This window comes from Sulfitobacter sp. TMED3, from assembly GCF_002167505.1.
GTDB classification, from domain to species: domain Bacteria; phylum Pseudomonadota; class Alphaproteobacteria; order Rhodobacterales; family Rhodobacteraceae; genus Sulfitobacter; species Sulfitobacter pontiacus.
Genome location: NZ_NHBI01000007.1, coordinates 1 through 14020, shown reverse-complemented (window position 1 = coordinate 14020; position 14020 = coordinate 1). Strand labels below are relative to the sequence as shown.

Annotated in this window: 13 protein-coding genes; 9 read left to right on the top strand and 4 right to left on the bottom strand. The window is 61.9% G+C overall.

All coding sequences use genetic code 11. The annotated features are described in order from the left end of the window. Nucleotides 1–6 precede the first annotated feature (6 nt). Nucleotides 7–1332: a HupE/UreJ family protein gene (locus CBB63_RS02905; RefSeq protein WP_286698080.1), complete on the bottom strand. Its 1326-nt coding sequence runs from the start codon at nucleotides 1330–1332 to the stop codon at nucleotides 7–9. Between CBB63_RS02905 and CBB63_RS02900 the strand changes: the two genes are divergently transcribed. The 4 genes from CBB63_RS02900 to CBB63_RS02885 all read left to right on the top strand — a co-directional run bounded on the left by CBB63_RS02900 (nucleotide 1331) and on the right by CBB63_RS02885 (nucleotide 4832). Beyond that, entirely contained in the window at nucleotides 1331–2146 is an 816-nt protein-coding gene (locus CBB63_RS02900; RefSeq protein ID WP_286698079.1) for a DUF4198 domain-containing protein, read from the top strand. The genes CBB63_RS02905 and CBB63_RS02900 overlap by 2 nt on opposite strands. A gap of 57 nt (nucleotides 2147–2203) precedes the next feature. After that, the gene (locus CBB63_RS02895; RefSeq protein ID WP_286698078.1) at nucleotides 2204–3088 is read left to right on the top strand and encodes a PfkB family carbohydrate kinase; all 885 of its coding nucleotides are present in this window, start codon (nucleotides 2204–2206) and stop codon (nucleotides 3086–3088) included. After that, nucleotides 3085–3999, top strand: coding sequence for a pseudouridine-5'-phosphate glycosidase (locus tag CBB63_RS02890; protein ID WP_286698077.1), 915 nt, complete (start codon nucleotides 3085–3087; stop codon nucleotides 3997–3999). Before CBB63_RS02895 ends, CBB63_RS02890 begins: the two co-directional genes overlap by 4 nt. Nucleotides 4000–4085: 86 nt before the next feature. Next, nucleotides 4086–4832, top strand: coding sequence for a DUF502 domain-containing protein (locus CBB63_RS02885; protein ID WP_050766211.1), 747 nt, complete (start codon nucleotides 4086–4088; stop codon nucleotides 4830–4832). Here the strand turns inward: CBB63_RS02885 and CBB63_RS02880 are convergent. Continuing rightward, nucleotides 4825–5856 (bottom strand): patatin-like phospholipase family protein, encoded by a 1032-nt coding sequence (locus CBB63_RS02880; RefSeq protein ID WP_286698076.1) that lies wholly within the window; start codon nucleotides 5854–5856, stop codon nucleotides 4825–4827. The two genes, CBB63_RS02885 and CBB63_RS02880, sit on opposite strands and share 8 nt — an antisense overlap. A 54-nt stretch (nucleotides 5857–5910) precedes the next feature. Next, nucleotides 5911–6684, bottom strand: a complete 774-nt coding sequence (locus tag CBB63_RS02875) for a 3-hydroxybutyrate dehydrogenase (RefSeq protein ID WP_286698105.1) — start codon at nucleotides 6682–6684, stop codon at nucleotides 5911–5913. 423 nt (nucleotides 6685–7107) lie between these two features. On the opposite strand from CBB63_RS02875, the gene CBB63_RS02870 reads away from it, so the two are divergent. After that, a complete protein-coding gene (locus CBB63_RS02870) occupies nucleotides 7108–8826 on the top strand; it encodes an extracellular solute-binding protein (RefSeq protein ID WP_353744242.1) in 1719 nt (572 codons plus the stop codon). 91 nt (nucleotides 8827–8917) lie between these two features. On the opposite strand, the gene CBB63_RS02865 is transcribed toward CBB63_RS02870, so the two are convergent. Beyond that, complete coding sequence (locus tag CBB63_RS02865; protein ID WP_037954439.1) at nucleotides 8918–9541, bottom strand: helix-turn-helix domain-containing protein; 624 nt, start codon at nucleotides 9539–9541, stop codon at nucleotides 8918–8920. 64 nt (nucleotides 9542–9605) lie between these two features. Here CBB63_RS02865 and CBB63_RS02860 point away from each other — a divergent pair, with 64 nt between their 5' ends. The 4 genes from CBB63_RS02860 (at nucleotide 9606) to CBB63_RS02845 (ending at nucleotide 13682) form a co-directional block, all read left to right on the top strand. Next, on the top strand, nucleotides 9606–11120 hold the full coding sequence (locus CBB63_RS02860) for a class I adenylate-forming enzyme family protein (protein ID WP_286698074.1): 1515 nt from the start codon (nucleotides 9606–9608) through the stop codon (nucleotides 11118–11120). Then, nucleotides 11117–11758 carry a DsbA family oxidoreductase gene (locus CBB63_RS02855; RefSeq protein WP_009824740.1) on the top strand — a complete coding sequence of 214 codons (642 nt, stop codon included), beginning with the start codon at nucleotides 11117–11119 and terminating at the stop codon, nucleotides 11756–11758. The genes CBB63_RS02860 and CBB63_RS02855 overlap by 4 nt, the downstream gene beginning before the upstream one ends. A gap of 115 nt (nucleotides 11759–11873) precedes the next feature. Beyond that, nucleotides 11874–12356 (top strand): adenylyltransferase/cytidyltransferase family protein, encoded by a 483-nt coding sequence (locus CBB63_RS02850; protein ID WP_286698073.1) that lies wholly within the window; start codon nucleotides 11874–11876, stop codon nucleotides 12354–12356. Between the two features lie 90 nt (nucleotides 12357–12446). Beyond that, nucleotides 12447–13682 (top strand): multidrug effflux MFS transporter, encoded by a 1236-nt coding sequence (locus CBB63_RS02845; protein ID WP_286698072.1) that lies wholly within the window; start codon nucleotides 12447–12449, stop codon nucleotides 13680–13682. Nucleotides 13683–14020: the final 338 nt, after the last annotated feature.

Here is a 14020-nt window from a genome sequence, read left to right as displayed (position 1 = left end):
CGGGTGTTACAGGAACACCCGCTCTACGAACCAATAGGCCCCGATGACCGCAATCGCGACCGACGCCGGAATGGCGACAAAGCGACGGTAGGGTGCCGCGACCTGACGGAACTGCACCGACAGGAAACACCCGGTAAAGACCAGCGCCAGCGGGATCAGGAACACCGGNACCGGTGCCTCCAGCAGCGCGGCCACGGCGGGCATCGGCACGATGCACAGCGCCAGCGCAATCACCGTCAGCGCNACATAAAGCCCCTTTGCCGCACGCGGGTCACCCTGCCCGCGCATCACCCGCAGCGCCTGCCAGACACAGAGGAACATGACGGCAATCACGGTGAGCTGCCCGATCTCTACCCCGATGTTGAACCCGATGAGCGCGGGGATGAACTGGTCTTGCGGCAAGCCGAATTCCCCCAGCACCGAGGCAAAACCAAGCCCGTGCAACAGACCAAAGCCAAAGATCACCAGCGGTCTCCACGGGCTGAGCCCTGCAAGAAAGATATTCTCGACCGCGACATAGACGATAGAGGCGGCGATCAACGGCTCGACAATGCTACCGGGGACAGTCACCCAGCCAAGCGCGCCAAGCGCCAATGTCACCGTATGCGCGGCCGTAAACGCCGTGACCTGCCAGACCAGCGGGCGCAGATGNGTCGACAGGAAAAACANCCCCAGCACGAACAGGATATGATCCAGCCCTTTGGGCAGGATGTGATCGAACCCGACGGGAATATAGCTGGCGAACGCCTCCCACGCGGATTGCTGTCCGCCGCCCGCAAGCAAAATTTCGGGGCTTTCCGCGCCACCGTCCAGATAACCGGTATAGGGGTTTTCGACCCCTTGTTGGCGCAGAACCAGCGCGCCCGACCCATCGGGCCATGACACCACCAGCCCGCGCGTGTCTTGCGGNACNNTTCCTTGCAGCGACCATTCGGCGATGCGGGGCAGCTCTGGGTTCACATCTTCGGGAAGCGTCAGCNCNACTGCCTCCAGCGCCACAGGCTCCCCATCGGCGCGCAGCAGCGGTAGCGCGTTCCACTGGGCCAGCAATTCCGGCGNACGGGCCGCGACCTCATCGGCGGGCAAGGCACGCAAGCTGTCGTAATCGCTGGCATTTTCGGCATCATTCGTATCNGCCACCGCGTCCAGATCAATGCCGGANATCAGCGCCTCTAGGTTCACGCGCAGNTCAAGCGTGACCTGACCGTCGCTGCTTTGCACATCGGCGATGGTCGGNACGACTTCATGCGCCTGCGCGAGCCCTGCCATCCCACTTGACAAAACCAGCGCATAGGCCAGCTTGAGTATCAGTTTATAAAAGGTTGTTATCATGTTTCTGTCCCGTTTCGTACTCGTACTATCATTCTTATTACCAACTTCGGNTGTCACTGCGCATGAATTCTGGNTGGACGCGCCCGCGTATCAAGTACAGNCCGGCACCGAAATAACAACCGACATCCGCAACGGTCAGTTGTTCGAGGGCACACGCCTCGCCTATTTCCCGAACAGCACCGAACGGTTTGACGTGACTTTTGACGGGNAAACCACACCGGTCGCAGCGCGCATGGGCGATATCCCGGCGCTGAAGATGACCGCGCCGGATCAGGAAGGGCTGGCAATCGTCGCGCATCAGGCCAAGGCGACAATGCTGACCTATAAAGACTGGCAAACATTCGTCGGATTTACCGTGCATAAGGATTTCATGCAGGCATTGGCCGAGCACCGCTCGAAGGGCTACCCCCAAGACAAGGTGCGCGAACGCTATAGCCGCTATTCCAAGGCGCTGATCGCTGTCGGNGACGGACAAGGTGAAGACAAAGCCTTGGGGCTTGAAACCGAACTGGTCGCTCTCACCAACCCCTACACGCTTGNGGCCGATCAGCAGATGGAGGTCGCGCTGACCTACCAGCAAGAGCCGCGCCGCGATGTGCAGGTTGAAGTCTATGAACGCGACGCCGACAAGAACGTCACCGTGACCAAATACCGGACGGATGACGCGGGGCACGTCCAATTTCCGGTTACCNCGGGGATGACCTATCTGGTGGATGCCGTGGTGCTGCGCCCTGCCCCGGACGTGGAAACCACCCCCACCAGCCCCCAATGGGAGAGCCTTTGGGCATCGCTGACATTTGCCGTGCCGGAATAGGCCTTTTCGCGCCGCCGCGCCTTGCGCCCGCCATATCGGTTGGGCCATACCGGCGGCATGACACATACACCTGACATTCTCTGCATCGGTTCCGTGCTTTGGGACATTATCGGCCGTGGCGATACGGTCATGCGNCAAGGCTCTGATATGCCCGGTCGCATCTCGCGTCTGCCCGGTGGCGTTGCGCTGAATATCGCGATGGCGCTGGCCCGCTTTGGGCTGTCCCCCGCCCTCATCAGCGCCGTCGGCCGCGACCCCGAAGGGGACGAGCTGATCGCCGCGTGTAAGCTGCGCGGGCTGCATACGGATCATGTGTACCGCTCGGATGATCTGCCCACGGACCGCTATATGGCGGTNGAGGGCACCAACGGCCTGATCGCCGCCATTGCCGATGCNCATTCGCTNGAGGCTGCGGGCGANAANATCTTGCGCCCGTTCGAAGACGGATCGCTGCCCACNCCCTACCGCGGGGCCGTGGCGCTGGATGGCAANCTGACGCTGGACCTGCTGTCGCAAATGGCCCGTAGCCCGCTGCTNGAGCATGCCGATCTGCGCGTCGCTCCTGCGTCGCCGGGCAAGGCGCAACGGCTCACACCGTTTTTGCAGGCGGAACGCGGCACGCTNTACGTCAACCTCGAAGAAGCGGGNCTGCTGTGTCAGGCGACTTTCGACAATTCGCGCGATGCGGCCACGGCGCTGCTGTCNCGCGGTGCCGTGCGCGCGGTGGTCACCGATGGCGGCAATCCCGCGACGGTGGGTGCGCCAAGCGGTCTGATCACCCAGAACCCGCCGCCCGTCTCTGTCACCCGCGTCACCGGTGCCGGTGATACGTTCATGGCTGCCCATATCGCGGCTGAAATCAAAGGGGCGGCACCAGACGCGGCCCTGACCCAAGCGCTTAGTGCCGCTGCCCAATATGTTTCTGGAGAGACCAAAATATGATTCCCCTGCACCGCTCTGCCGCAGTCGCCAAAGCCCATGCGAATGGCACCCCTGTTGTTGCGCTGGAAAGCACGATCATCACCCACGGGATGCCCTATCCGCAAAACCTAGAGGTCGCGCGTCAGGTCGAGGCGGATGTGCGTGAGGCCGGTGCGATCCCCGCCACCATCGCGGTGATCGACGGGCGGTTGCACATCGGGCTGGAAGACGACGAGCTGACGACATTGGCGCAGGCCAAGAATGTCGCGAAACTGTCGCGCGCCGATATGGCGGCCTGCATCGCCACGGGCGGCACCGGTGCCACAACGGTTGCCGCGACAATGATCGCCGCCCAACTGGCCGAGATCGCGGTTTTCGCCACCGGCGGTATCGGCGGCGTGCATAAGGGGGCAGAAGACAGCTTTGATATCTCTGCCGACCTGATGGAGCTTGCCCAAACGCCGGTGACCGTTGTCGCCGCGGGGGCCAAGGCCATTCTGGATGTGGCCAAAACGCTCGAGGTGCTGGAAACCCAAGGTGTGCCGGTGATCACCGTCGGCCAAGACAGCTTCCCCGCGTTCTGGAGCAGCACCTCCCCGCTGAAATCGCCCCTGCGCATGGATAACGCGGCAGATATCGCCGCCGCCCATAAGATGCGCGGCCACATGGGTCTGCCCGGGGGGCAGCTGGTCGCCAACCCGATCCCGAAAGAGGATGAAATCGCCGCCGCTGATCTGGCACCCATCATCAAGGCCGCCCAAGCCGATGCCAATACCCACGGCATCAGCGGTAAGGCCGTAACCCCCTATCTGTTGCAGCGCATCTTTGAACTGACCGAAGGCCGGTCGCTGACCGCGAACATCGCATTGGTGCGCAACAACGCCCGTTTTGCGTCCAAAATTGCGGCTGCACTTATGTCAAAAGACGCATAAAGCTTAATTATTATGCGTCCTCCATTGTAGCAACGCGTGAAACGCCCTAGCTCTAACGCATTGCTGCAGTGGGATAACCTTCATTCATGAACACACCGTTTACGCCGCCCCTTCCTCCCGCACCGCGCCGGACTTTGCTCGCGCGGATCAGGGCTTCGTTCCTGACGGGGCTGGTGGTGATTGCGCCGGTCGGCCTCACGATCTGGCTGATCTGGAGCGTGATCGGCTGGATCGACGGGATCGTGCTGCCGATGGTGCCGCTGGCCTATCACCCCGACCGGCTGATCCAGACGTATTTCGGGTTGGACCCGTCTGCCCAGATCAACGTGCGCGGCATCGGTGTGATCATCTTCTTGCTGTTTACGGTCATCGTCGGTTGGCTGGCCAAGGGCATTATCGGGCGGTCGTTCATCCGTTTCGCCGAAAGTCTGGTAGAGCGTACACCTGTGGTGCGGACCATCTATTCCGGCATCAAGCAGATTTCGGAAACGATTTTCGCCCAGTCAGAGCGCAGCTTTGAAACCGCCTGCATGATTGAATACCCGCGTAAAGGTATATGGGCGCTTGGTTTTATCTCAATCCCCGCAAAGGGAGAGGTCGCCGCTGCAGCGGGTGAAGGGTCGAACCTTGTGGGGGTGTTTGTGCCGACCACGCCCAACCCGACCTCGGGCTTTTTGTTGTTCGTGCCGCAAAAGGATGTGACCGAGCTCGACATGTCGGTCGAGGACGCGGCCAAGCTGGTGATCTCTGCCGGGCTGGTCTATCCGCCAAAGAAACCGGTGCCGGTGGACCCATCCGCGACGCCGCGGCCCGACCGCATTTCCCCTAGCTGAACATCTTGCGCAGATCGACTGAACTGCACTTGCCTATACTGTCGATATCCGTTTGCAGAAACCGCTCGGCCGAGGTGCGGCCCGCGGATTTAAGCGCGGTGATCACCGCCCCGTTCGGCACGCTTTTGGTNGCNGTGGACAGCTGNGACATCAGATCNTCNTCAGCGANCATGTGAATCCGCAACCGCTGCATCTGACCTTCCTCGACACGTCCCTGATCCAGCAGGTTCTGCACAAAGNGGATCGCACGAAGTTCGCGTAACAGGCTGGAATTAAAGCTGATTTCATTCACNCGNTTGTGGATCATCTGCGGCGTGGTGGGCAGTTCGTCCCGTTCAAGCGGGTTGATATTGATGATGACGATATCCCCCGGCAGGTCCGAGGAATACAGCGGGAAAAGCGCCGGATTGCCGGTATAGCCCCCGTCCCAGAACGCCTCGCGCCGGCCCGATTTCGGATCCTCCATCTCGATCGCCTGAAACAGCGTCGGCAGACAGGCAGAGGCGAGGATCGCGTCAGGCGTNATCTCTTCTTTCTCGAAGACNCNGATCTTGCCGTCGCGCACTTTGGTCGCGCTGACAAACAGCCGTGGTCCCGCCGCNTNGCAGATATGTTCGTAATCAAACGTCTCGACNATATCGCGCANCGGGTTGCGATAGAGCGGGCCGTAGACATAGGGCGACACGATCTGCGTCATCGCCGTGCTGAGCATGACCGGCCAGCTATAGGCCATCGCCTGACTAAGNGCNCCNACGCCAAAGGGGGCCATCCAGCCNNTCAGATGCAGGTTCCCGACACCGGCNACCCTGTCCCACAGCCAATCCAGATTATCGCGCGCGGCCTGATGCCCGCCCTTGATCAGCCCCGCCTTCAATGCAGCGCCGTTCAGTGCGCCAGCCGATGTGCCGGAAATACCGCTGATCTCAAGCTCTGGCTCTTCCAGCAGCCGGTCAAGCACGCCCCAGGTNTANGCCCCATGCGCGCCGCCGCCCTGTAGGGCAAGGTTGATCTGTTTTTTCTGCATCTAGACGCTCCGCCANTCGNCGCGCGCGAGGTATCCCCGCGCNCGNGTNTTNTATTACAGGGCGGTCCAGCCACCATCGACGCTGATCGTNGTACCGGTGATCTGGTCCCCNGCCTCNGAACANAGGAAAGTCGCGGTGCCGCCCAGTTGTTCGACCGTGGCGAATTCTTTCGACGGTTGNCGCTTGAGCATGACGTTCTTGATCACCTCTTCGCGCGACATGTCGTATTCTTTCATCGTGTCCGGGATCTGCTTTTCGACGATATCGGTCAGCACATAGCCCGGACAGATGGCATTGCAGGTGATCGGGTCTTCGGCCGTTTCCAGCGCGGTGGTTTTGGACAGCCCNACGATCCCGTGCTTGGCCGCAATATAGGCGGATTTATAGGGCGAGGCCGTCAGCCCGTGCGCCGAAGCGACGTTGATCACGCGGCCCCAGCCCGCCTCGCGCATCATTGGCAGAGCCACCGCCGTGGTGTGAAACGCAGANCTGAGGTTGATGGCGATGATCGCGTCCCATTTCTCGGTCGGGAAGCTGGGGATCGGCGCGACATGCTGGATGCCCGCGTTATTCACCAGAATATCGCAGCGCCCTGCATCGGTGATCAGCTGGCGGCATTCTTCGGCTTTCGACATATCCGCCTTGATATAGCGCGCGGTCACGCCGGTTTCGGNGGCGATGTCTTTNGCAATAGCGTGGTCTTCGTCGCGGTCGGTAAAGGAGTTCAGCACAACATCCGCCCCNGCCCGCGCCAATGCCCAAGCGATGCCAAGCCCNATACCGGAATTGGACCCCGTGATGACTGCTGTTTTTCCTGAAAGATCGATGCTGTAAGCCATGAAAATCTCCTAGCGTTTCTGCAGGTGCATCATGGCGGGCTGCGAAACGAATGGAAACGGCTAATTCCGCACCCCGGCGGAATGCCCCTGCTGCCNNGACATNTGCCGGATCACGNGCAAAAAAAAACGTCCGCACGAAGCGGACGTTAAGTTATTGAGGCAGGTTTCATACAGGCAAGAAACCTATCGAGCAGTGAGTTCGTTATACGCAATTCGCCGCCGTAATCCAAGCTTAAAGTTTGAACTGTAGCCGCCGCATCGCTAAGGAATACGCTAATAAAACAAGGGCAGAGCGGGATTGTTGCNAAAATGGCGTTTAAATTTTTCCAAAGCTGTCGGGCAGTTGCAGCAGTTTCTTCACTGATTCTTCTCAGTGGATTCGNCCGCGCCGAGCCCGCACATGGTATATCTATGTATGGGGNCCCTGCTCTCCCACCTGATTTTGTGTCGCTGCCCTATGCCAACCCGGACGCGCCCCAAGGCGGCGCGATCGTTCTGGGCAACACCGGCGGGTTTGACAGCCTCAATCCCTTCGTGCGCAAGGGCACCTCTCCGTGGCAGTTGCCGTTCTTTACCCATGAAAGCCTGATGGGCCGTTCGTGGGATGAACCTTTCGCGCTTTACGGGCTTTTGGCCGAATCGATTGAGGTCCCGGAGGACCGGTCCTGGGTCGAATTTACCCTGCGACCCGACGCGCGTTTCTCCGATGGCAGTCCGGTCACCCCCGAAGATGTGATCTTTAGCTACGAAATGCTCGGCACAAAGGGGCACCCGCGCTATCACGGACTTTACGCCCAGATCGACAGCATCACCCAGTCCGGTCCGCGCAGCGTCAGAATGGCGTTTAACACCGATAACCGAGAGCTGGCCCTGCTGGCAGGGATGCGCCCGATCCTGAGCAAGGCGCAATGGGAGGGCCGCGATTTCGCCAATGCCCCGCTGGCGGAGATACCGCTGGGCTCCGGCCCCTATGTGGTAGCTGACTATAAAGCCGGCAAACAGGTCACCCTGACGCGCAACCCTGACTACTGGGGCAAGGATGTGCCGTTTCGCAAAGGCACCCATAACATCGACGAGATAAAGCTCGACTTTTACGGCGACGCGAATGTGTTGTTCGAGGCGTTCAAGGCCGGAGAGATTTCCGCCCTGCGCGAATTCAACGCCGAAAGCTGGGCGACGCAATATGACTTCCCCGCCGTGCAGCGCGGTGATGTGGTCAAATCCACCTTCGCCCATAGCAAACCCTCGGGCATGACCGGATTGGTCATGAACACGCGCCGCGCCCCGTTTGATGACATCCGTGTGCGTGAGGCGCTGATCGCGGCCTTTAACTTCGAGTATATCAACGAGACGCTGACCGGCGGGGCGCAACCGCGCATTACCTCTTATTTCTCGAACTCCCCGCTGGCGATGCGAGACGGCCCCGCCACCGGCCGCGTGGCCGAGTTGTTGGCCCCCTTTGCTGATGATCTGCCCGCCGGCGCCTTTGACGGCTATGCGCTGCCCGTGTCCGACGGATCCGCCCGCAACCGCGCGGGCATCCGCCGCGCCATGGGCGCGTTGGCCGACGCGGGATTCAGCGCCGATGGCGGCACCATGCGGGGGCCTGACGGGCAGCCCTTGTCGTTCAGCATCCTGCTGTCCAAAGGCAGCAGCGAGAATATCGCCATTGCCGAGCTTTATATCCAGGCGCTGGCCCGTCTGGGCATCACCGCCCGCGTGGACGCTGTGGATGACGCGCAATTCGTCGCGCGTAACGCGGCCTTCGACTTTGACATGGCCATCTTCCGCCGCGCCCTCTCGCTGAGCCCGGGCAACGAACAACGCTATTACTGGGGGTCGGAGGCAGCCGATCAGGAAGGCAGCCGCAACCTGATGGGGGTGAAATCCCCTGCCATTGACGCGATGATCGATACGATGGTCGGGGCCAGCAGCGCCGAGGCGTTCACCGCCGCCACCCGCGCACTGGATCGCGTGCTGACCGCCGGGCGCTATGTCATCCCGTTCTGGCAGTTCACCGAAGACCGCATCGCCCATGTCGCAGCGATGAAATACCCCTCCCACGTACCGCTGTATGGCGACGGGCCGAACTATATGCCCGAGGTCTGGTGGATTGAACCGGCCCAGTAAGCGACGCGTGTAGGGATCAGGCGGCAGTGCCTGCGGCGTAGCGGCCCTTCGGGGAGAGTTTATTTGGCAAAATGAAGCGCGGGCCCGTCGGTTAGGTGAGCGATGTGACCCAAAGGATCGTGGCGTCCTCATCGCTGGTAGAGACGACGTTATGCCCCATCGTCGCATCATAATAGGCGCTGTCGCCGCGGCGCATTTCGACAGGTTCGTAGAATTCGGTGTATAGGGTGATGACGCCGGTCAGCACGTAAAGGAACTCTTCCCCGTCGTGTCGCACCCAGCCGTCGAACTCATCCATCCGGCGGGCACGGATACGCGCGCGGTAGGGAAGCATCTGCTTTTTGCGCAGCGTATCGGCCAGCATCATGTGCTCGTAGGTGGTCGTCGCCTTGGCCGCCCCCTCGCCCGATTTGGTGACCGCCATGCGCCCGTTGATCTGCCCCGGCGAGGGGGGCGTGAAGAGCTGTGGCACCGAGATTTCCAACCCCACGGCGAGCTTTTTCAGCGCCTCATAGGTGGGCGACATCTGGCCGTTCTCGATCTTGCTGAGCGTGGAACGGGCCAGTCCGGCCTGATTGGCGGCTTGCTCCAGCGTCCAGTTGCGCGCCTTGCGCAACTCGCGCACGCGTGCACCCAGATCAACAGGCGGGGCGGTTTCCGTCTCGCCGCTTTCGCGGGCGATCTGGATCATGGATTTCGGGCCGTCTTGCGTCATACGCTGGCTATAGCGCCGCGCCGGAGCGCTTGCAACGCTGCTGCGCGCGGGGTAGCGATTGGGCATGCTGTCCGTCTCTGCGTCCACCGGCTTTGCGCCTTGCCCCGCCCCGTTCAATCTTGCCGCCCATGTTCTGGGCCGCGCCGCCGATTTGGGCGACAAGACGGCGCTTGCCATTGTCGGGCCCGATCGCGTTGAGGCGTGGCGTTTCGACCAGCTTGAGGCCGCCGTGCGCGGCACCGCGACGGGGTTGCTGGGCATGGGGCTGCGCCCGGGGGACATCGTGCTGATGCGCCTTGGCAATACTGTGGATTTCCCGCTGGCCTATCTGGGCGCGCTGGCCGCAGGCTTGGTGCCTGTCCCCACCGCCGCCGCGTTGACAGAGCCGGAGGTTGCCGCGATCATCGCCACCCTCGCGTCCAAGGCGATCTTGCGCGATCCCGCCGTGCCCTGTCCGCCGAATGACACCACCGTTGATCTGGCCCAGCTCAGGTCCATGCGCGATTTGCCCGCGGCCCCCTGGCATATGGGAGACCCCGACCGGCTGGGCTATATCATCTATACCTCTGGCACGTCGGGCCGGCCAAGTGCGGTGATGCACGCACATCGCGCCATCTGGGCGCGGCAGATGATGGTGCGGGGCTGGTATGATCTGAAGACCCAGGATCGCGTCATGCATGCAGGCGCGTTCAATTGGACCTATACGCTGGGGACCGGCCTGATGGACCCTTGGACCGCCGGTGCCACCGCCTTGATCCCGGCTGCGGGCGTGGCNCCTGCGGATNTNCCTGCCNTGATGGCGCGGCATGAGGCGAGCCTTTTTGCNGCCGCACCGGGGGTGTACCGTCANATCCTGAAACACCACGACCNGATCAACGTGCCAAGCCTGCGCCACGGGTTGAGCGCGGGGGAGAAGCTTCCCTCGGCCGTTGCCCGCGCATGGGAGGCTGCCAGCGGCACGCCGATCTTCGAAGCCTACGGTATGTCGGAGTGTTCGACCTTCCTCTCCGCCTCTCCCGACCGTCCGGCGCGGGCCGGCACATTGGGCCAGCCCCAGGACGGGCGGCGCATCGCGTTGATCGAGACGGAAGGCCCGGTAGAGATCGGCCAAGAGGGCACCATCGCGATCCACAAGAGCGACCCGGGGCTGATGCTCGGCTATCTTGGCGCGGCGGATCAAACGGCCCGGAAATATCAGGGGGACTGGTTCCTGACCGGTGATCAGGGTGTCATGGGGACGGATGGGCAGATCACCTATCTGGGGCGCAATGACGATATGATGAACGCGGGCGGGTTCCGCGTCTCGCCGATCGAAGTGGAACAAACCCTCGCCAAATTCCCCGGCATCCATGCTGTCGGCGCGGCGGAGGTCGAGGTTAAACCCGACGTGACCGTGATCGCGGCCTTCTATACCGCCGAGAGCCCGCTGGACGAGGCCGCGCTGGCACTTTATGCACAAGACAACATGGCGCGCTACAAGCAGCCGCGCCTTTTCATCCACCTGCCAGAGCTGCCGATGGGCGCGAATGGCAAACTGCTGCGCCGGTCCTTGCGTGCAGCCTATGAGGCACAACGATGACCCAGACGATCAAGCTTGATATCATGTCCGACCCGATTTGCCCTTGGTGCTATATCGGCAAGGCCCATCTGGACCGCGCACTGGAAAGCGAGCCGGACCACCCTTTCGCGATCGAATGGCACCCGTTCCAGCTTAACCCCGACATGCCTGCCGAAGGGATGGACCGCCGTGCCTATCTGGAAGGCAAATTCGGCGGCAAGGAAGGTGCGGTGCGGGCCTATGCCCCTGTGGTGGAACATGCCGAGAAAGCCGGTCTCAAGATCAACTTCGAGGCGATGCAGCGCACCCCCAACACGCTGAATGCCCACCGGTTGATCCATTGGGCCGGGATCGAAGGGCGCCAAACCGCTGCGGTATCGGCGTTGTTCAAAGCCTATTTTGTTGATGCGCGCGATATTGGCGATGCCGAGGTGCTCGCCGATATTGCCGACGGGATCGAGATGGATGCATCTGTCGTGACGCGTCTATTGGCGACAGATGAGGATATGGAAGACATCCGCAAACGCGACGCGCACAGCCGCGAGATGGGCATCAACTCCGTCCCGACCTTTATCGTGGGCGGGCGTCACGCAGTGCCGGGCGCGCAGCCGCCCGAGCTTTGGAAGAAAGTACTGGCCGAGCTGCGCAACGAAGGCTGAGGCCACGCGCCCGATCTGAAAGTCAGGGACAGAAAGGCTTTGCCTTTGCGCTGAAACCCGCCTAGAATCAAACGGATAAAGGGGCAAAGACCCCTATCCAGATCGAGCGGGCAGCATGAAATACGATATCCCTTTTCCCTTCATGGGACGCGGGCGGGCGACGGTGGTGACACCGGCGGCGCGCCCGTCCAGCTTCACACCCTCCACTCCAATGACGCGGACGATCCTGACCTATGGCGGGTTCGACGGATTCCACACCGGTCACGCCGACTGGCTACGGCAGCTGGCCCGTATGGGCAGCGATCTGGTCGTCGGCTGTCAGAGCGAACAGTTCAGTCAGCGTGCGGGGCGTCCGGCGCATCTGGGCTTTGCCGCCCGCCGTGCGGTGCTGGAGCGGTGCCGCTATGTCTCGCGGGTCATTCCGCTTGAGACATGGGATCAGGTGCGCAGCGATATCGTGAATTACAACGTCTCGGTATTGGCCCTGCCCGCGCATCTTCCCCTGCCGGTGTCGGGACTGGACGAGATCGTTCAGGTATTGCGTTTGCCGGTGACCGCCCGCGAGACAGTGCAGCGCCAGCGCGCCCAAGCCAGCTGACGGCGCGACGCCGATTGCACTATCTGTAAGGCAGCCTTATGAAAGCCATAGGCTGCGCCCTGCGGCCCACCGTCACGATGGAGCCGATGGATGACCGACGACCGCCCCGACATCAACATGAGCCGCCCCGAGTTTGTGGCGCTGATTGCGATGATGTTTGCAATCATTGCGTTCTCGACCGATGCAATGCTGCCTGCCCTGCCCGAGATCGGCGCAGAGCTGTCGCCTTTGGATATGACCAAAGTCCCGCTGATTGTGACCGCCTTTATTCTGGGGATGGGGATGGGCACTTTTGTCACGGGGCCGCTGTCGGATGCTTTCGGNCGCAAGAATATCATCTACCTCGGGTCTGCGATCTATATCTCGGGGGCTGTGGTGGCGTGGNTNAGCCANTCGCTTGAGGTGATGCTGATCGCGCGGGTCGTTCAGGGCGTGGGNGCNGCGGGCCCTCGGGTCGTNGCGCTTGCGGTGATCCGCGATCTGTATTCCGGCCGGCAGATGGCCAAGATCATGTCTTTCGTTATGATGATCTTTGTCGTGGTGCCCGCCTTTGCCCCTGCAATGGGGGCTGTGATCATCGCCCTGTCCGATTGGCGTGGCGTATTCTTGTCNTTCATCGTTTTCTCGGCAACCTGTGTGGTCTGGGCCATGCTCCGCCTGCCCGAAACCCTGCCCAAGCCCAAGCGTCGACCTTTGCAGATCGGCCTGCTGTGGAACGCCGTGAAAGAGATTTTCAGCAACCCGATGGTGTGTCTGTCGATCACGGTGCAGACGCTGGTGATGGGGTTCTTATTCTCGACGCTGATGCTGGTGCAACCCATTTACGACCAAGTCTATGACCGCGCCGAGAGCTTCCCCTTCTGGTTTGGCGTCGCGGCGCTTATCTCGGGGACGTCGAGCCTGCTGAACGCGCTGTTGGTCGTGCGGCTGGGGATGCAGCGGATCGTGATCCTGGCGCTTGGCCTGCAGATCGTATTGTCGGGCCTGATGCTGGGTCTTGGTCTGGGCGATCTGCCCGAGCCTTATGGCTTTGTCTTTTTCCTGATGTGGCAGGCGTCACTGTTCTTTCAGGTGGGGCTGGTGATGGGCAACCTCAACGCGCTGGCGATGGAGCCTTTGGGTCATATCGCCGGCATGGCGGCGTCGGTCATCGGGGCGGTGTCGACGGTGATGGCGGCCATGCTCGCCTCGCCCATCGGGTTGATGTTCAACGGCACGATCACCCCGCTGATCGGCGCGGTACTGACGCTGGCGACACTCGCCTTTGCGTTGATGCTGCTTCTGGCGCGGGTCAACCGGCAGGCGGCAGCAGACCCCGCGGAATAGGGTTAAGCGGCCACGTGGTGGCTGGTGGCGCCGGTTTCGCCCTTCGGGCGAGGATTTAGAGCCATTTGGAAGCGCGGATCATGGCGCTTTAGAGAGAGGTAACAAAAAGGGGCATCGCTGATGGCGGTGCCCCTTTTGATCGTGCATTGATACCTGCGCGCTTATGCGGCGCGCTGCCCGGCTGGCTTGCGACGACGCCGCGCGGCACCNGCGGGTTTGCCCGCACCGCCGCCATTGCCACCGCCCCCGTTGCCGCCACCGCCACCGGGGCGACCACCGCGACCACGACCGCGTCCGCCGCGACCCTTTGGCTTGGCGGGTTCGTCAATCGCTTCCCA